Origin of the sequence: uncultured Clostridium sp., from assembly GCF_937920395.1 — a bacterium.
In the GTDB taxonomy this organism is placed as follows: Bacteria; Bacillota; Clostridia; order Clostridiales; family Clostridiaceae; genus Clostridium_AD.
Map to the genome: position 1 here is coordinate 1 of NZ_CALEVF010000075.1, position 19,112 is coordinate 19,112.

Genomic DNA, 19,112 nt, shown 5'->3' on the forward strand with positions numbered 1-19,112 from the left:
CTGTATAGTATACTATATTTCTCTCTACGACAACTATCTTAACACATAGGGATATTACTTATAAATAATACTAAACATTTTAGATGGTGTAAATTAGGATTTGGATAAGTGAAGTTGATCCTAATAATTATTTTATAGTAAATTTAAAGGATATAGTTTATGCAAAGGGTAATAAACTTTATTATTATAGTAATGATGACGTGACTCAGAAAGGAGTTTCAGCAATTGTTGTAAATAGTAAGACTAAGGACAAGCCATCATTTACACTGGTTTTAAATTCAGATTCGGTAATAGGTAAAGACGATTTAGTTAATAAAGGAGGGAGTATTACTATTACTAATATTACTTTTAAAGATTCTAAAGGCGAAATATATAACAAGCAGTAACTGGAATGATGTTAAGGACTCAGTATTAGAAATAAATATGCGTAACTGAAAAAGCTTATTTGATAGAGTAATCTATTAAGTAAGCTTTTTAAAATTTCGCTATTTTAAATTATAATTGTGTTAATAGAAATAGACCTTGCAATGTTTGTTCTATACAATCATATTATAGAAAAACATTCTTTTTAGCGAAGGGAGGCAAGTGGATTAATGGTACTTTTAAAAAAGATATTAAAAAAGATAGGTAAATTATTGCTAGGTATTATAATTGTTTTACTAATTAATATTATTGTAGGAATATCTCTTATTCGACTTGAAGTTTTCCCACGTATTCAAACGTTAATAGTAACTTCAACTATGACAACGCTAAAGAGTCAATATATATCCAGAATTTTTGCAAGTGAAGCTCAAATTAAAAAGATAATGAATGAAAACAGGGTAGAAGAAACCGTTGAAGTCTTTGACAAAAGTGAAATAGTAATTCCAAAAACTGTACCGCCGAAAGCTAGTGAAATAACCCATGTTATTCCTATAAGTACAAAAACTCTTCCCACTGTGATAAATACAGATAATAGTGTGAAATTGATTGATATTAAGGGAGATGGATATAAAGGTCATATGGTTATAGTCAGTAACCCTAAACGAGTAAAACTTGCTGTAGCTAAAAACATAGGAAAAGTTGGAGATAAATTAACACAGCTAATAAATTCGGAAAATGCAATTGGTGGCATAAACGCAGGAGGTTTCACAGATATAGGTGGAGTCGGGAACGGTGGAATTCCATCTGGAATAATAGTAAAAAATAGGAAAGTCGTTTGGAGTGTTCCCTCTCAAAAGAAATATGACATTATTGGACTCGATAAAGATGGCATCTTGACTTTTGGAAATCTCACTATTAAAGAAATTAAAGAGAAACAGATTGCTTACGCAATATCCTTTGGTCCTAAACTTATCGTAAATAATAAACCAACAAAAATAATAGGAGATGGCGGGTGGGGAATTAACCCTCGAAGTGTCATAGGGCAAAAGAAAGATGGTACTATTATTCTTCTTGAAATAGATGGAAGGCAACTAAGTTCTCATGGTGCAACTATTCGGGAAGTACAAAGAGTAATGATTCAGTACGGAGCCGTTAATGCTGCCAATCTTGATGGAGGTTCATCTTCAACTATATATTATAAAGGTCGACTTATAAACAGTCCCTGCTCGATAGCAGGAGAAAGGACGCTTCCAGACGCTTTTGTAATAACTAAATAACCTAATAAATATCAAAATAATTTGTGATCAAAAATTGTTCATGAACCTTGGGGAGTTTATTAGCGACGTAAATTTTTAAAAGCCTAAGACCAGAAAAATATAGTTTTAAACTAGTAAGGCAAAATGGCTTGCCTTACTTAATATTTTTACCTTTTTAGTTGGTTTTGATATACCATATTTGATACTGTTGCTATTTTTTCAGCAGAGTGTGATAATCCATCAACGTACATTACAATCAAATATGGTTTATCTGTAAATACTATTCCCACATCATTTGTATATGAACCCAAGTTACCTATTTTATGTGCTACTAAATTTCTTGGCACATATTTATCTATTCTATCATGAAATTTTGTTCTTTTCATATCACTTATTAGTCGTGAGTAATATTTATCATTTCTACCGATATAAAGTTTTTTTAAAAGCCGAGTTTCAATTTCTGGTGTTAATACATTTTTGATTGTATTGACTCCAGTTATGCCTGTCATAGTAGCTACCTTCTGCCTAACTATTCGAGCACCACCCAGCCTGCTTGAAATCATATTTGTAGCTATATTATCAGAGTAAATTATCGAATAGTCTAATAATTTTTGTAATGCTACTGGATGTTTTAAAGTGGTTTTTAATTGACCTTGCAAAATACCAGTTCCTGACTCATAATAAGCACTATTATATTTAAGCCCATCAGTTAATTTAATCTTTCCTGCCCTAACTGTATCATATGCAACCATATTCATGCCTACTTTATATGTACTAGCTGCTATACATACTTTATTTGGATTTATTGATATTTTGTCTCCTGTGGACAAGTCATAATAAATAAAACCTACTCTAGTCACTCCACTACCTAAATAACTTTTTATTCTATTTAATAAGGCAATAGTTGAAGCTTGTCTTTGTTTTGTCTTTTGGATAACATCATAATCTCTAATATTTTTAGTCTTATTTAAAATATTTTCTGTGTCAGTGTCATATATACCTGATTGGCTGAGATTATATTTCTTCTGAAATTGTTTTATCACATTTTGTGTATCTAAGCTAAAAACGCCATTAACACTTACAGTATAACCAATATTAAATAGCTTCTTCTGTAAAGAAAGAACTTTAGCATCTTTATTACCAACATTAAGAATAGTCACGTTTTTAATATTTTGAGCAATCAATATTTTTTGAACAACGATAGGTTGTACACTTTTTGTGTAGTTTTGAATAATTGTACTCGGTATTGTGTATCCGATTACAATCATTGTAAATGCAATCATTAATATATTCTTTTTTTTCATCTTCATCCCCCATTTGATATCCTTCTGTTTATATTTTTGATTCTTTTATAAATTATAACTGAAAAATTTTAAAAAATAAATATAAATATTTATTTAATCATTTATATTATGTAAGTAGCAAAAGTGTGCATATGATATCCCCGGGGGAGTTTATGAGCGACGCGAATTTGCTAACAAAGATATTGCTTTTATGGTAAGTATAATACTCTATTTTTTATTCTAACAATAAGTTATCAATGTTTGATAACTTTAACTGGAAATTCATATTTTTTAACCCAGCTCTCAATCATATCTAGTTCATCCCTACTTAAACTTGGATCTTCCTTTATTGGATACTCTTTACCCAATTTTGTGTACTTATTTACGCCTAATTTATGGTAAGGAAGTAGATCTATGCCTTTAAAATTTTTATAATCACGAAAAGGCATTAAAAAGGCAATTACCCTCTCAATCTCATCTTGATTATCATTTATGCCTTTTAACAGAGGCATTCTCACCTTTACTTTATACCGACGGCTTAGAAGTTCTTTCAAATTCTTTAAAATTTGCTCATTACGTACTCCCGTCAGCTTATAGTGGCGTTCAGGATCAATGTGTTTTATATCAAAAAGGAATAAATCAGTGAACTTAGCAACCTTAAGTATTGATTCCAGTGTTGTATATCCACAAGTTTCAATTGCAGTATTGATTCCTTCCTGCTTACATGCCATAAGCAGATCGGTTGCGAATTCAGGTTGCATTAAAACTTCACCGCCGCCTAGCGTAACTCCACCACCTGAAACGTTATAAAATTCACGGTCTTCTTCAATAATCTCCATAATTTCCGAAACTGTTTTCAAATTTCCCACAATAGATAATGCAGACTCAGGACAAATATCCTCGCACTTACGGCAACCTATACAGTCAATGCTACGATTCATCTCATGTTTTAACTCTTTGGAAATAGAATGTATTGAAACTGGGCAAACAGAGACGCAAGCACCACAATCAATACATGAGTCTCTTTTGAACATAACTTGATATTTTTGTTCCAATCCTTCAGGATTAGCACACCACTTACAACGAAGTGGACATCCTTTAAAGAACACCAGTGTCCTTACTCCCGGTCCATCATACACATTGTATTTTTGTACATTAAAAATTATTGCTTTTTTTTCGATTTTAGCTTCATTCGCATTACCCATAATACCTAACCTCCCGTTTGATATATTTTATTCAATTACTGTACGGCTGATGATTTCATCCTGTACTTCCTTGCAAAGTTCAACAAAAAAGGCACAGTATCCAGCAACACGTACAATAAGATCCCGATAATCTTCAGGATGTAGTTGAGCCTCCTTTAATGTTTTGTTATCCACACAATTGAATTGCATCTCGGCATTACCCATAATGGAGGCAGTACGTAGTAGGGTAATTAATCCCTCCCTACCTTCCTGATTATCCAAAAAACTACTAGATATTTTAAAGTTATGAGCCATCCCAAGACTCATTGATTCAACATTAATTTTGGATTCTGATTTTATGGTTGCTGTTGGTCCTTTTGTATCAGCTCCTTGAGAAGGGCTTATTGCATCAGATAATGGTAGACCGGAAAGACGCCCATTGGGGGTTGCACCAATCATCCTTCCCAAAGGTGTATTAAAGGATTGGGACAAAGTACCATGGATTTGTCTTGCATAAAGTGACTTGTGCTGGTTTATTGTATGTTCTGTATAATCGACGATGTCTCTGGCAATCAGATCAACATAGTTATCATCATTACCATATTTAGGTGCAGCAAGACAGTCATGATGTATTTGTTTGTACCCTTTCCAATTGACATCAAGGGCTTTTTTGATATCTGCAAGTGTGTACTTTTTATCATCATAAACAAGTTTTTTAATCGCAGCCATACTGTCGACATAAGTGCCTAGTCCCGCGAATATTGTTCCTGGTCCTTCATAAAGAACGGCGCCACCTGCAGTCACATCTTTACCTTTCTGCATGCAACCGTCAACAAACAGTGACATATAAGGAGTAGGTGTAACATCTCTAAAAACTTTCTGCGTTAAAACAGTTCCTCTGGCATTCATCTCCAGCAGATAGTCAAGCTGCCTTTTCATAGCAGTATCAAATTGTTTATAAGTGGTCAATTTCTCTAATGCACCAGTGTCCAGCCACTGCTTGCTTCCATATGACTTAAGAACGCCACGATTAAATACCATTTCAATGGTGATAGGCCATTGTGTAAAACCGCCGGCTGTCCACTGATGAATTCGCCCCGATTTTTGCGGTTCCACACATCCCATAAGGCAATAGTCTCGAGCATCTTCAAAATCAAAACCTTTCCTAAGCATCATTTTGATATGTGCATCATCAAAATGGCATGCAGGCATACCAGCGCCAGATTTAATAACGTCCACTATTTTTTCTAAATAACGATGTGGAGACTGATTGTAAATACGGCAAGCAAGGGACGGCTGGTATATCTTAACTTTTTCCACAGCATCCATAATCAGATATGTTAATTCGTTGGTGCCGTCTCCTCCTTCACGTTTTTGTCCACCTACACACATGTTGATAAAAGGCATATATCCCGCGAAATATTTGGAGCTGGCTTCCGGTGTATACCAAATCATTTCTGAACATTTGATCATGAAACAACCCATCAATTCAAAAGCCTACTGCTTGTCCAGCATTCCGCTTTCAATATCTGACATATAGCAAGGAAGCACATACTGGTCAATACGGCCTAGTGATGTACTAGATTGATTCTCTTCCATTAAAAATAGTGATTGTATTGTCCAAATGGCTTGCAATGCTTCATGAAATGTTTTCGGAGGATTTGCCGGCACACGTCCATTAACCTCTGAAATTTTTTTAAGCTCTGCTTTACGTTTTGGATCCTGCTGCTTTTCGGACAGTTCCAACGCATATGCCGAAAGACGAGCGGCGTAAGTGAGAATTCCCGCGCAAGTTTCTATTTCCGCTTGATAAAAGGAAATTTTATCTTTGTCTTCAATTTTGTCCGCGGATAAGCCAGTAAGATAAGCTTCAGCTTCAGCTTTAACTCCGCAAATACCCTTTTTAAAAAGGATAATATCATATCCCGGACTAGTATCTCCGCCACCGCTAGTAATATGATAAGTTAAATCACTTATACACGCCTGGGCGCCGAATTCCCACAAATCTTCTTTGCGAAAAGCTTTTTCACATTCCTCCGCTAGAGATTTGCCTTCCCAAAATGGAAATAATTGTTCCCGCATAATATTCTTGTCTTCTTCGCTTATGTAATAAGGATCCTGCGTTCTAGTGCGATGGTATCTAGTTCATCACGGACCCACTCCCATGCGGTATCAGGTGAAAATGCACCTGCACGTGGTTTGCCGCAAGGGTGGCCGATTATAAGCTCATGTTTAAGCATCGGGGCAGTTTCACATGCTCTCCTAAATTCTTTGGCCCTAAGCACATTCCTTGGAAGATCAGGATACTTTTTTGCAATTTCAGTATATGCCAAAGCACGCCCAATGGTAATGCTTGGCTTAACCTTTAAATATGCTTCTTTCAAAAGTTGAAGACGTTTAGGTAAAATTGGCTTTTTTTGTGTCATAATATTCCTCCTAATTTACTACATTATTTATCTCGATTTTGAAATTAAACTCCAAAACTATATTAAGGGTTTCTAATAATTAATTTACTTTGCAACGAATCTAATATATACTATTATATAATTAGTATGATAATAATAACAGTATGCACTTTAATGTAAGATACTAACTAAAAGGATAGTGATAATATGGATCAAGAAGAAGAGGTTTACTCAGCACCATTTAAATATACATTATCGATATTTAGTGGCAAATGGAAAATGACAATAATGTTTTGGTTATCAGGACGTAAAATTTTGCGTTATGGAGAATTAAAAAAATGTATTAAGGGTATCACTCATAAAATGTTAAGTTCTCAACTTAAGGAGCTTGAAACAAATGATATTATAGTTCGCAAAGAATATCACCAAGTTCCGCCAAAGGTAGAATACTTTTTATCAGAAAAAGGATTATCTCTAATGCCAATTTTAGAAGCAATGTGTTCTTGGGGTCATTTACACTATAAAGATGAGATTAGTGAAAATCGTATATGATGTCTTTGTTTTTTTATCTTTATTTGCAAAAGAAGACTCCGTTCTCTGTAGACGGAGATGAATTTGTTGCTAAATTATTTTTATATAACTTAATATTATAGGATATATTACGGCATAATATATAGTAGAGATTGTAAAAAAAGAGGGTGAATATTTTGAGAATAGAAACTAATTCTTCTAAAAGAATATATAAAGATAAGCTTAGCTTTGAAAATCTAAGCAACCTATCGAATATACTGTATATTGGTAATGAAGCTAAAATTAAAGCTTATTCAATTCTTGTTTACAATCATGAGAAAGATCTTTCGCAGAGTATTCATTTAACTATTAAGAATATGTTTAATCTTAATACTTATTATACAAACTATGCTGTTTGTGAAGCTAAATGGAATAAATCTTCTAATGTTGAATTAAACAAAATGTACATAGATGATTTAAAGAAGAACATTAACCATAGAGAGAAATCTGTTAAAGAGTTAATTAATAAAATTAAATTTTGGAGTAAAATTCATACCCATATTATCGATATATCTAAGGCTATTAAAAATAGTAAAAACCTCCCCAAATTTAAGTATTATAGACCATATTATTTTTATATGTCAGATGATAAGATTTTTGTTGAGGCCAATTATAAAAATAAATCAATTATATATAATATATACGATTTTGAGCATGCTCTTGTTATAAAAAAAATTAGCAGATTAACTAATAAACTGAATATGATTAAGCGTGGTATAGGTTATCAAAAACAAAAACTTGCAAGACTTAATACAAGTGCAGTAAAATCATGTTTTGGTACTAAGAAACTATTCAAAGCACAGCATACATTATATAACGAGCATTCTGCATGGAAAGAAGACTTCTATAAAGCTAGACATAAAACTATAGAACTTCAAGGACTTAACACAGTTACACAAGGAAATGCTTGTGTTAAATACAATTACGAAACGAATTTACTAAAGATTCAACTGCCTTATGAAAACAAAATAGGTGCATATCATAGTTCGCAATGGTTTGAAATAGAAAATGTTGAATTTCCTTACCATAAAGACTTATTAATAGAAGCTCTAAATACTAAAAATTCCCCTGTTTCCTTACGAATCGAAGACAAAGGAGATTACTTTTTGTTTAAGCCATCTTATAAATTATTTAAAGATGAAAATCAAATTAATTATTCGAAGGCAAATGGAGTTGTAGGATATGATATAAACTACGACCATATTGCATGGAGTGAAACTGATTGTATCGGAAACCTATTAGACTTTGGCACTATACGTTTTAATATAGCAAATAAAACTTCAGGGCAAATTTCAAAAATTTTAGAAAAGTGTGCCTTAGGGCTTGTTCAAATAGCCAGGGATAAAAATAAACCGCTTGCTGGTGAGGACATTAAAAACATCAGTAAATCCAAACTAACTTATGGCAATACTAAACGAAATATGAAAATTAGTATGTTTGCTCATAAAAAAATCATTGAAGCAATCAGTTCCAGGGCTTTTAAAGAAAAGCCTATTGTAAAGTTTAGTTTTAATTAAATCATTTAGATAAATTACTTCAATATAAAAATAAAAAATTGCTTTATAGCTTATAGTTACCCTAAAATCTAAGGTTGCTACGCAGTGAAGGCACTTACGTGATAGGGGTGCATTAATTATGAGCTACTTATGAAATAATTATACTTGTAGCTTATTGTAAAAATTAGCTTGTTTAGAATACTAAACAAGCTCTATGTTACAAGGATATTGTCTCTTACGGTTCTTAGTTCAATGAGAACTGGACCGCTTTTGCGGTTTACAATCGCCCACTTCTATAAGTGGTGCGTATGTTGAATTATAGGTATTACAATTTATAAGCATACAATGTCAACTACCTACCACTTAGAGCGTAAGCTCTTGAAGTGGAGGCTTGTAGATTATAGTAATCTTATAAGCTTGGTTGAATAGTCTAAGTGCAACAATCAGTTAGCACTACGTTATACAAAAATATATATAGTTACCTTGGGATACTCCACAAGTCCTAAGCTCTAAGGGTAGTGATTAAACATTTCTAAGAGGAAGGAAAAGTGTTGCTACTACAAAACTTTGTATAACATTGACGATGTGGGCTTACCTACCGTAAGGTAGTGTTTTATCCTTAATTGGATTATTTATTATTAAAGAGGAGGCATACTGATGGTATATGTTATTAATTTAAATGGAAAACCACTTATGCCTACTAATAGGTATGCTAAAGTAAGAGTTTTGCTTAAAGAAAATAAGGCAAAAGTGGTTAATTCTAAACCTTTTACAATTCAATTACTTTATAGTTCAACTGAATTTGTTAAATTAGCTACATTAGGTATTGATAGTGGCTATTTAAATATTGGATATTCTGTACTTACTAATAATAAGGAACTCATATCAGGTGAAGTAAAGCTTCTTAAAGGTATGTCAGAACGCCTTAAAGAAAAAAGAATGTACCGTATAATAAGAAGAAATAGACTCCGCTATAGAAAGCCACGCTTTGACAATAGGAAGCGTTCTACTGGTTGGTTAGCACCTTCTGTACAACATAAATATGATAGCCACATAAGATTTATAGATAAATTAAAGAAGATAGTTCCTATATCAAATATAATTATTGAAGTTGCTAATTTTGACACTCACCTACTTAAAAATCCAAACATTAGTGGTGAAGAATATCAAAATGGAGAACAAAATAACTTCTTTAATTTAAGAGAATATGTACTTCATAGAGATGGTCATAAGTGCCAAAACCCAAATTGTAAAAATAAAGATAAAAATATCATTTTACAAGTTCATCATTTAGCTTTTTGGAAAAAAGATAGAACAGACCGCCCTGGTAATTTACTTACTTTATGTACCAATTGTCATATTTCTAAAAATCATAAAGAAAATGGGTTTTTATGGGGTTGGGAACCAAAGGTGAAAAGTTTTAAAGATGCAACATTTATGTCAACGGTAAGATGGCGACTTGTAAATACCTTCGGTTATAAACATACTTATGGTTATGACACAAAGTTAAAAAGAATAGCTTTAAAACTGGATAAAACCCACTATAATGACGCTTTCTGTATAGCGGGAGGTAATGTTCAAAGCAGGGTAGAACTTCTAATTTACGAACAAATTAAAAGGAACAATCGGTCTCTTGAAAAGTTCTATGATTCTAAAATTATAGACACAAGGACAGGTAAGAAAGTAAGTGGTGTTGAACTCTTTAATGGTCGTAGAACTCGTAACAAAAACTTAAATTCAGAAGATTTAAGAACGTATAGAGGAGAAAAGATATCTAAGGGACAAAGGAGAATAAGAACTAAAAGGTATTTTTATCAACCAGGAGATTTAGTTAAATATGAAAATATAATTTACACAGTAAAAGGAACTCAAAATAATGGAGCCTATGTAGCTTTAAAAGAAATTAAAAAAGTGCCTAAAGTACAATTACTTACACCATATAGGTTTAGAAAAGGGTTAGTTCCGTCTTAGCTAACGCTAAGAAATGCAATTTATACCCCACTTATAGAAGATGGGGGTGTTCTTACATCTGTTTGATAAAAAAATGTATTTTGAACTAAAAGAAAAAGTCATCTGCAGTCTAGATGACTTTTTCTTTTATTAAACAATGGAGAATATCCTCAAAGTGAAATTAACTGTATTTATGCCTATGTTATAAACTAATTATTAACTGAGACCTAATCTCGTCAAAATTTTTATAAAATTTTGCAATGTGTATTCCATCTACCAGTGCATGATTTACTAATATAGTTGTGGGCATTAATACTTTATCATTTTGTTTAAAATAACGCCCAAACGTAATACGTGGATTACAGTCAGATGGGCTGGGTACAGGCTGTATAATCGCAGTATAAGTAATCCATGGTAAGCATGATACAAAAAACAATGAATCTACTTTATTAACATCATCTGTAATACCTTTTGTTTTAGACAAACTTTGTCTCTCTTGCGCATATCCTAAAAAATTTTTATAATTCATACAAGAATTCAGTTCACAATAACAATAAGTTCCATCTTCTAAAGCGACAGTATGAGATGTATTACAATTTGAATATTCGATTATACCATCGCCATCAATCCTTCTTCTAAATTCAGGTATTTTATTTGCCGCATTTGCTGCTATATAAAGCATTGTTAAAAAAAAGGCAGCTTTTTTCCCATAATCACATTAAATAAATAAGTAATATCAATATTAACGGTCGCACCAGCATAAGGATATGCCATATTTCTAAAATATTCAAAGTGAGTTTTTCGTGGATAAAAATTCATATAATATGTTGACATACAACAATGAAAATGTTATCATCGTTTTATAAACTGAATAAAAGGATTGTTACTGATTAGCAGGCAAAACCTAAATTAAGATTATTGTAAAATTTGTCTTAGTCTAGGTTTTTTTATATTATATATAATTTAACATGATTGCCCATTAATTATATGAAAACAATTGGGGTGAATACTATGATAATAAAAAGAATATTAAATAACAATGTTGTTACGACTATTGATGAAAAATCTAAGCGTGAAAAAGTAATTATGGGCAGAGGAATTGCTTTTCAAAAGAGAAATGGAGATATGGTCGATGGTTTGAAAATTGAAAAAGTATTTATTTTGGAAAATAAAATTGAAAATGAGAAGTTTCTAAAATTGATAAATGAAATCCCTATGGAGTACATAAAATTATCAGAGACAATTATAAGCTATGGGAAAGAAAAATTAAATACACAATTTGATGATCATATTTATATTGCATTAACAGATCATATTGATTTTGCTATTAAACGATATAAAGAAGGTATTAAGTTAAAGAATCAATTACTTTGGGAAATACAAAGGATACATAAAAGAGAGTACGAAGTGGGTTTATGGGCAATAGATTGTATTGAACATGAAGTAGGAATTAAAATGGATTTAGATGAAGCCGGTTATATTGCTCTACATTTGGTAGATGCGGCTCTTAACCAAAGTATGGATAATACAATAAATGGTATTTCAATTGTTCAAGAAATATTAAATATTATAAAATATTTTTTTAATGTAGAATTTGATGAAAATGATATTTCTTATGATAGACTTATCACGCACTTGAAGTATTTTTCACAAAGGGTAATTTCAGATAAAAAGTTACCAGAAGATAGTAATGAATTTTTAAAAATGGTAAAAATAAATTATTATAAACCATATAGTTGTGCATTAAAGATAAAAATTTTTATTGAAAAAAATTATGGCTACACAATAAATAATGGAGAAATAGTTTATTTAAGTCTTCATATTCAGCGAGTTATTTCTAGTATAACTTATAAGGTATCATCTGAAAGATTATAGGTTTATACATTTATTAATATATATAAGGAAATAGAGTAGGGATTTATTTAAGATACTAAAAATTTAATATCAGGATTGTTACTGGTTATCCAGGCAAAACCTAAGTTGTAGATTATACATTAAGTGTATTAATCCAATTTAGGCTTTTTTTATTTGAATTAGTAACGGCTACTTAATGGCACAAGATAATGCAATAATCAGGTTTGTGTAGATAAAAATATAGGAGGGGTAAAAATGGATTATAACAAAATAGCTAAAGAAATTTTAACGTATTTGGGTGGAGAAAGCAATGTTGCTAGTGCAGCGCATTGTGCTACAAGATTGAGATTGGTTTTAAATGACGATAAAAAGGCAAACATAAAAAAAATAGAAAAAATGGATGCGGTTAAAGGAGTATTTAACAGTGGAGGTCAGTTACAAATTATTATTGGTCAAGGAACAGTAAACAAAGTATATGCTTCTTTTATTGAAGGAACTAAAATAGGAGTGGCGAGTTTAAGTGATAATAAAAGAGCTGCAATGAAAAATATGAATCCTTTTGAGAGATTTGCAAGAATGTTATCGAATATTTTTCTTCCAATAATACCAGCAATAGTTGCTAGTGGGCTTTTAATGGGAATTTTAGGAATGCTTCAAAATTTCCATTTGATTGATTCAAAAAGTGGAATGTATATATTATTAAATATGTTTTCAAATGCAGCTTTTGTGTTTTTACCTGTTTTAATTGCATTTAGTGCGGCTAAACAATTTGGAACTAATCCTTTTCTAGCGGTAACATTAGCAGGCATAATGATACATCCAGACCTTCAAAATGCTTGGACGTTAGGAACTGGAATTAAAAATTCAATGGACTTTTACGGACTTCATGTAAGTATGGTTGGGTATCAAGGCCAAGTGCTTCCAATATTAATTGCTGTTTGGGTTATGGGATATATAGAAAGAGGCTTAAGAAAAATAGTTCCAGATATATTAGATATTTTACTAACACCATTCTTAACAGTATTGATTACAGGATTCTTTACATTTTTCATCATAGGACCAGCAGGGAGATTTCTAGGTGATGGACTATCATTTGCTTTAGTAACGCTATATAATACAGCGGGTGTTTTTGCTGGTATATTATTTGGAGGATTTTATTCATTAATAGTTATTACAGGTATTCATCAAAGTTTTCAAGCTGTTGAGGCAGGATTACTTGCTAACCCAAGTATTCATAAGGACTTCTTATTACCAATTTGGTCAATGGCAAACGTTGCACAAGGTGGAGCTGCTTTTGCAGTATATTTTATCACTAAAAATGCAAAAATGAAGTCAATAGCAGGTCCAGCATCATTATCAGCTGTACTTGGTATAACTGAACCAGCAATTTTTGGAGTAAATTTGAGATACAGAAGGCCATTCGTTGCAGCAGCTATAGGTGGTGCTGTAGGTGGAGGTTATGTAGTATTTACTAAAGTAGCAATGACAGGCATGGGTGTAAGTGGAATACCAGGTACATCAATTGTACCACCATCATCTATAATGAATTATATAATTGGAATGGTTATAGCTTTTGCAACGGCCTTTGCAGTTACTTCTGTACTTGGGATAAGAGAAGAAAAAGAGGCAAAAGAAGAAAAAGAGGCAAAAGAAGAAATAGAGGAAGAAATAGAAGAAGATAATAATGATAAGAGTAATGAAGATGTTTTACTTTATAATGAAGCCGATGCAAATACTATTTTAAAATTAGTATCACCTGTAAATGGGAATATTATATTACTTAAAGATGTCCCAGACAAAACTTTTTCTGATGAATTATTGGGAAAAGGAATAGCGGTGAATCCTTTGGATGGAATAGTAGTTTCACCAGCAGACGGAACTGTAGTATGCTTATTTGATACAAAACATGCAATAGCAATTAAAACAAGTGATGGAATGGAAATTCTGATTCATATAGGAATAGATACAGTGAAAATGAATGGTGAGGGCTTTAAGTCATTTATTAGTACTGGCGATATAATTAAGAAGGGACAAAAATTAATAGAATTTGATTTAGATTTAGTTAAGGAAAAAGCGAAATCACCTGTAACAATACTCGTCATTACAAATTCTGATGTTATGAAGTTTATTAAGCCATTAAAGTCTGGTAAAATTAAACAAGGGGAAGAATTATTGTTAGTTGAAATTAATTAAAAAAGAGAGGGAATCACTCTCTTTTTCAAGATTGAAAATAGAAAAAATAAAATTTGAAATGGTTGTGATTTTATGATTAAAAATAACGATTATTATAGGTTAAAATATCATTTAATGCCAGAAACAGGTTTTATGAATGATCCTAATGGATTTATTCAAGTTAATAGTGAATACCATCTGTTTTATCAGTTTAACCCTTTATATCCTAAAGACAAAAAGGTATGTTGGGCTCATGTAAAAAGTTCGGATTTAGTTCATTGGAGTATGCTATCAACTGCACTTTGTCCAAGTGAATGGTATGAAACTCATGGATGTTATTCTGGATCGGCTGTAAATAATAATGATGAATTCACTTTAATTTATACGGGAAATGTAAAAAATCAATCAGGTAAAAGGGAAACTTATCAGTGTATTGCACAAAGCAGTGATGGGGAAAACTTTGTTAAATATAAAAATAACCCTGTTATAAGTAATGCACCAACTGGTTATACATCGCATTTTAGGGATCCTAAAGTTTGGAAACATGATGGATTATGGTATATGTCAATTGGAGCCCAAACAGAAAAAGAAGAAGGCGTAGTACTTTTATATAGTTCAGAAGATTTATTAACTTGGAATAAAATTGGAGAAATTGCTGGTGCAAACACAAAGAGATTGAATTATCTAGGATATATGTGGGAGTGTCCAAATTTATTTAATTTAGACGGAAAAGATATATTATTATTTTGTCCTCAGGGGGTAGAGCCTAAAGGAGATTTATATAATAACAGATATCAATGTGGATATTTGGTTGGTAAATTAGATTATAAGACGGGAAAATTAGCTTATGGTGATTTTATTGAGCTAGATAGAGGTTTTGAATTTTATGCGCCTCAAGTTTCGAGAGATGAAAAAGGACGGTTACTCTTAGTTGGTTGGATGGGTATTCCAGAAGAAGAGGATAGCCCTACGGTAAAGAACAATTGGCTTCATTGTCTAACAATTGTTAGACAATTGCATCTTGAAAATAATAAAATCTATCAAAACCCAGTAGAAGAAATGAAATTACTTAGAAATAATGAGACTACATATGAAAATGTGATAATAAATAATGAACAGATTAAATTAAATGGTATTTATGGGGACTGTTTTGAGTTGGTTTGTGATTTCTCATGGGAAAATGTATTGGAATTTGGGATTAAGCTTAGATGCGATGAGGGCGAAAATGAGAAAACACTTTTATATTATAATACAAAAGAAGAAAAAATAATATTGGACAGATATGAAAGCGGATTAAGTAAAATAGGCGTGAGAAAATGCAAAATAGAGAATTGTAAAAAATTAAGGATTCGTTTATTCATGGATAAGTCATCTCTTGAAATATTCATAAATAAAGGTGAAGAAACTTTTTCCTCTAGGATTTATCCTAAGGAAGACAGCAAAAACATTTTTTTTTATGCACAAGGAGGAATAATAAACGTTGATATAAAGCATTGGAACATTTAACGTCTGTAATGAATGTTGTAAACAGAAAACTAAATATCAACAATACAAAATAATACTATATATGTAATAATTAGCTTGTTTTTTTATAAATAAATAAAAAAACTAGTGAATCCCAATTACATTAATTGGTTCTACTAGCTTGATAGCCACGGGGTCTGGCACCTTACTTAGTTTGGAAGTGAAACGGATAAGCTATGTTGCTAAAAACTCCATAATCCAATAAAACAAAATAATTGTTCATGACCCACGTGGGTCTTTGTGAGGCGAAGGCGAGCTTGCTGATGTCTGAATGGTAAGAAATTATGTAAAAATGTTGAGTGAAGTGTAGCATCCCTATCCATAAATCATATTATGTAATGAGTGCCATATTGGCCAAGTAATTTGATAGGAAGGAAGCACTATGAAGTGTAATTACTGTTGTTACTTATATGTATGTCCTTATGGGAGACAATTAGTTTATAATAAATATCTCGTGAATCGCTATGAAAGACATTTACAAGGTATATTTTCTTTTTTTGCGTTTTAATATAAATTAATATATAAAAGGTTTGCAAATAAGTTAACAAGTAGCAAGTTTGAAAAATGACAAATAATTACAATATGCCAATAGAATAGACAAAAACAGAGCAAAACAGAGCAAAACACACAAAAATATAATTACAGCTGCATAATACATTAAAAAAATGGGTTTATTGACAAAATAATGTAAAATTGTTATAATGATTACAAAGAGTTCGTATTGTATAAGTACAATTTCTAGTATAACTTAATAACTTAATAATGTTACAACATACCTATAAATAAAACTAAAAAGAAAGAAAAATATATAATTACAAATAATATTTGTGTGATTGAATATTAAAAAACATGCAAAAAAATATGATAATTGATTTATATTATTATCTTTTTAAATAGTAATATAATTTATAAAAATAAATTTTTTTAATTGGAGGAATTAATATGAGTACTATGAATTTTTTAGAAAAAGACGTAAAATCTAAAATTATGAAAATTATGATTGCTTATCTTGAAAAAAATCCAGAAAGAAATGTTGACAAAATTTTTGATGCTATAAGAAAACTAATAAAGGATGAAGATCAATTAAAACAAATAGAGTTTGTTTATAGTTATTATAAAAACAATCCAACTACATATGATTACATACAAAATATATTAACTACTACCGATACAAAGTGCCTTAAAAAAATGGTTATTAATTTCTTTGTGAATGCAAATTGGTATGCTGAGACTAAACGTCAAAAGTACTTGACTGACGAAGATACAAAGATACCATTTGTTATGTTAATTAGTCCATCTATGAGATGCCCTTTGCACTGTGTTGGATGTTATGCAGCTAATTATAGTAAAGATGCTGATATTCCACCAGAAGAAGTCGAGAGATTAATTAAAGAGGCAAGAGATTTAGGAATATACTGGATAATAGTGCTTGGTGGAGAACCTTTCTACAATGATTATTTATTAGATATTTATGAGAAATATGATGACATGATGTTCTCACCATTTACTAGTGGTATTCTTATAACTGATAAAATTGCTGATAGGTTGAAAAAATGTGGAAATGTAGTCGCAATGCTATCAATTGAAGGATTAAAAAAAGATACAGAAGCAAGAAGAGGATTAGGTACTTATGAAAAAGTTATGCATGCAATGGATCTACTTAAAGAAAGAGGAATTTTATTCGGAGTTTCAACATGTGTTACAAGAACTAATATTGAAGATGTATTATCTGATGAATTTACTGATATGCTAATTGAAAAAGGTTCAAAATTAAGTTGGTATTTCTTATTTATGCCGATAAGTGCACATCCACAGTTTGGTATGATGCTTACACCAGAGCAGAGAATAAGACTTGGAAGAAGAGCCAATGAAATAAGAACTACAAAACCATACTTTACAATTGATTTCTTTAATGATGCTCCTCAAATAGGTGGATGTATTGCTGGTAAATATTTCTTCCATGTTAATTCAAAAGAGGATGTAGAACCATGTGTATTTGCACATTTCTCGACAGTTAATTTAAAGGGAAGACCATTAATTGATGCTTTTAGGAACCCTTTCTTTAAGGAATTAAGACATATTCAGCCATATAACAAAAATATGTTAAGACCATGTATGATGATAGATAATCCTAATGTAATAAAAAACATATGCGAAAAGGTTGGTGCTAAACCAACAGATGCAGCTGGTGAAGCTATGCTTAATGATAATGATTTTCATGAAAAGATTACTAAGGTTGCAACTGAGTTTGCACCCTATGCTAACAAAGAGTGGAAAGAAACTTATAATGAACAAGGAAATTATGAATTGTCAAAAGGTTAATGAAAAATTACAGTTCTCTATAAATCAAGAAAATTGAATTAAATAATTTTTAATTTTTTAACAATACATATAAACAATAATATCTAGTTATTGTAAATTAAAATATTTGTGTAATTACAATAAATTCTACATAAAAAATCAAAGTTTCTGATTGTATAAACTGAACTATACCCCTTTAATTAGACACAAAATTAAAAAGTTGTGTCTAATTAAAGCTTTTTTTGGTATGGCAGGGTAGCAGATATAAAAATAGTTAACAGAATTACTATAAAATATATACTAAGTGATTATGTAGAGGACTACTATGTTTTTAAAATCTGTTCGGTATCTTTCATAGATGATGTATAATTATCATTGGTTACTCTCCAATTCCTAATGTAAGTGAAGAAACCAATGTAATCTTGCAAATATTTAGTGCTTACATTTACCATATGCCCATAGATATAATCTATCATATTGTTTCCGTAGAGACTTTCTAAAACCTTTTTATTTTTTTCTTCGGTGTCTTTCGCTTGTGGAGTGTATATGTTAATCTAAAAGTTAATAACAAAAATGGTTTTTAAATTAAAAATAAACTAGAGGAGTAAAATATGGCTAATGAAATTTATGTTAATAAAATAATTTCTTCTTTAAAGATGAAACTAGACAAAAATAATACAATGTATCGTACTTCTTACAAACGGAATTTGTCAACATAGTTGTCGCATTTTTTAATTTCAACCTTTTTATGATG

Annotated in this window: 12 protein-coding genes and 1 pseudogene; 9 read left to right on the plus strand and 4 right to left on the minus strand. The window is 31.1% G+C overall.

All coding sequences use genetic code 11. The annotated features are described in order from the left end of the window. The first annotated feature begins 200 nt into the window (after positions 1-200). A complete protein-coding gene (locus tag Q0649_RS08175; protein ID WP_298840042.1) occupies positions 201-386 on the plus strand; it encodes a hypothetical protein in 186 nt (61 codons plus the stop codon). 207 nt (positions 387-593) lie between these two features. Continuing rightward, complete coding sequence (locus Q0649_RS08180) at positions 594-1,640, plus strand: phosphodiester glycosidase family protein (protein ID WP_298840045.1); 1,047 nt, start codon at positions 594-596, stop codon at positions 1,638-1,640. Between the two features lie 146 nt (positions 1,641-1,786). On the opposite strand, the gene Q0649_RS08185 is transcribed toward Q0649_RS08180, so the two are convergent. From Q0649_RS08185 to cutC, 3 genes and pseudogenes are all read right to left on the minus strand, one after another. Then, positions 1,787-2,923: a serine hydrolase gene (locus Q0649_RS08185; protein ID WP_298840049.1), complete on the minus strand. Its 1,137-nt coding sequence runs from the start codon at positions 2,921-2,923 to the stop codon at positions 1,787-1,789. Positions 2,924-3,156: 233 nt separating this feature from the next. Then, positions 3,157-4,107 (minus strand): choline TMA-lyase-activating enzyme, encoded by a 951-nt coding sequence (cutD, locus tag Q0649_RS08190; protein WP_298840052.1) that lies wholly within the window; start codon positions 4,105-4,107, stop codon positions 3,157-3,159. Between the two features lie 27 nt (positions 4,108-4,134). Next, positions 4,135-6,482: pseudogene (gene cutC / locus Q0649_RS08195) on the minus strand (choline trimethylamine-lyase); the annotation flags it as partial. Between the two features lie 216 nt (positions 6,483-6,698). Here cutC and Q0649_RS08200 point away from each other — a divergent pair. The 3 genes from Q0649_RS08200 to iscB all read left to right on the plus strand — a co-directional run bounded on the left by Q0649_RS08200 (position 6,699) and on the right by iscB (position 10,528). Next, a complete protein-coding gene (locus Q0649_RS08200; RefSeq protein WP_298840053.1) occupies positions 6,699-7,043 on the plus strand; it encodes a helix-turn-helix domain-containing protein in 345 nt (114 codons plus the stop codon). A 155-nt stretch (positions 7,044-7,198) separates the two neighbouring features. Further along, on the plus strand, positions 7,199-8,578 hold the full coding sequence (locus tag Q0649_RS08205) for a hypothetical protein (RefSeq protein WP_298840056.1): 1,380 nt from the start codon (positions 7,199-7,201) through the stop codon (positions 8,576-8,578). 636 nt (positions 8,579-9,214) lie between these two features. Continuing rightward, complete coding sequence (gene iscB / locus Q0649_RS08210; protein ID WP_298840059.1) at positions 9,215-10,528, plus strand: RNA-guided endonuclease IscB; 1,314 nt, start codon at positions 9,215-9,217, stop codon at positions 10,526-10,528. A 181-nt stretch (positions 10,529-10,709) separates the two neighbouring features. Here the strand turns inward: iscB and Q0649_RS08215 are convergent, their stop codons facing one another. Further along, complete coding sequence (locus tag Q0649_RS08215; protein ID WP_298840061.1) at positions 10,710-11,189, minus strand: CatA-like O-acetyltransferase; 480 nt, start codon at positions 11,187-11,189, stop codon at positions 10,710-10,712. 329 nt (positions 11,190-11,518) lie between these two features. On the opposite strand from Q0649_RS08215, the gene licT reads away from it, so the two are divergent. The 4 genes from licT to Q0649_RS08235 all read left to right on the plus strand — a co-directional run bounded on the left by licT (position 11,519) and on the right by Q0649_RS08235 (position 18,379). Beyond that, entirely contained in the window at positions 11,519-12,382 is an 864-nt protein-coding gene (gene licT, locus Q0649_RS08220) for a BglG family transcription antiterminator LicT (protein ID WP_298840064.1), read from the plus strand. Between the two features lie 234 nt (positions 12,383-12,616). Continuing rightward, the gene (locus Q0649_RS08225) at positions 12,617-14,554 is read left to right on the plus strand and encodes a sucrose-specific PTS transporter subunit IIBC (protein ID WP_298840067.1); all 1,938 of its coding nucleotides are present in this window, start codon (positions 12,617-12,619) and stop codon (positions 14,552-14,554) included. Between the two features lie 72 nt (positions 14,555-14,626). Then, positions 14,627-16,039: a sucrose-6-phosphate hydrolase gene (locus tag Q0649_RS08230; protein WP_298840070.1), complete on the plus strand. Its 1,413-nt coding sequence runs from the start codon at positions 14,627-14,629 to the stop codon at positions 16,037-16,039. A 960-nt stretch (positions 16,040-16,999) separates the two neighbouring features. Next, positions 17,000-18,379: a radical SAM protein gene (locus Q0649_RS08235; protein WP_298840073.1), complete on the plus strand. Its 1,380-nt coding sequence runs from the start codon at positions 17,000-17,002 to the stop codon at positions 18,377-18,379. Positions 18,380-19,112 lie beyond the last annotated feature (733 nt).

Bases quoted from the DNA above. Each gene is read 5' to 3' on its own strand.
- Q0649_RS08180 (WP_298840045.1), top strand. From the start codon at position 594: ATGGTACTTTTAAAAAAGATATTAAAAAAGATAGGTAAATTATTGCTA.
- Q0649_RS08185 (WP_298840049.1), bottom strand. From the start codon at position 2,923: ATGAAAAAAAAGAATATATTAATGATTGCATTTACAATGATTGTAATC.
- cutD (WP_298840052.1), bottom strand. From the start codon at position 4,107: ATGGGTAATGCGAATGAAGCTAAAATCGAAAAAAAAGCAATAATTTTT.
- Q0649_RS08200 (WP_298840053.1), top strand. From the start codon at position 6,699: ATGGATCAAGAAGAAGAGGTTTACTCAGCACCATTTAAATATACATTA.
- iscB (WP_298840059.1), top strand. From the start codon at position 9,215: ATGGTATATGTTATTAATTTAAATGGAAAACCACTTATGCCTACTAAT.
- Q0649_RS08215 (WP_298840061.1), bottom strand. From the start codon at position 11,189: ATGCTTTATATAGCAGCAAATGCGGCAAATAAAATACCTGAATTTAGA.
- licT (WP_298840064.1), top strand. From the start codon at position 11,519: ATGATAATAAAAAGAATATTAAATAACAATGTTGTTACGACTATTGAT.
- Q0649_RS08225 (WP_298840067.1), top strand. From the start codon at position 12,617: ATGGATTATAACAAAATAGCTAAAGAAATTTTAACGTATTTGGGTGGA.
- Q0649_RS08230 (WP_298840070.1), top strand. From the start codon at position 14,627: ATGATTAAAAATAACGATTATTATAGGTTAAAATATCATTTAATGCCA.
- Q0649_RS08235 (WP_298840073.1), top strand. From the start codon at position 17,000: ATGAGTACTATGAATTTTTTAGAAAAAGACGTAAAATCTAAAATTATG.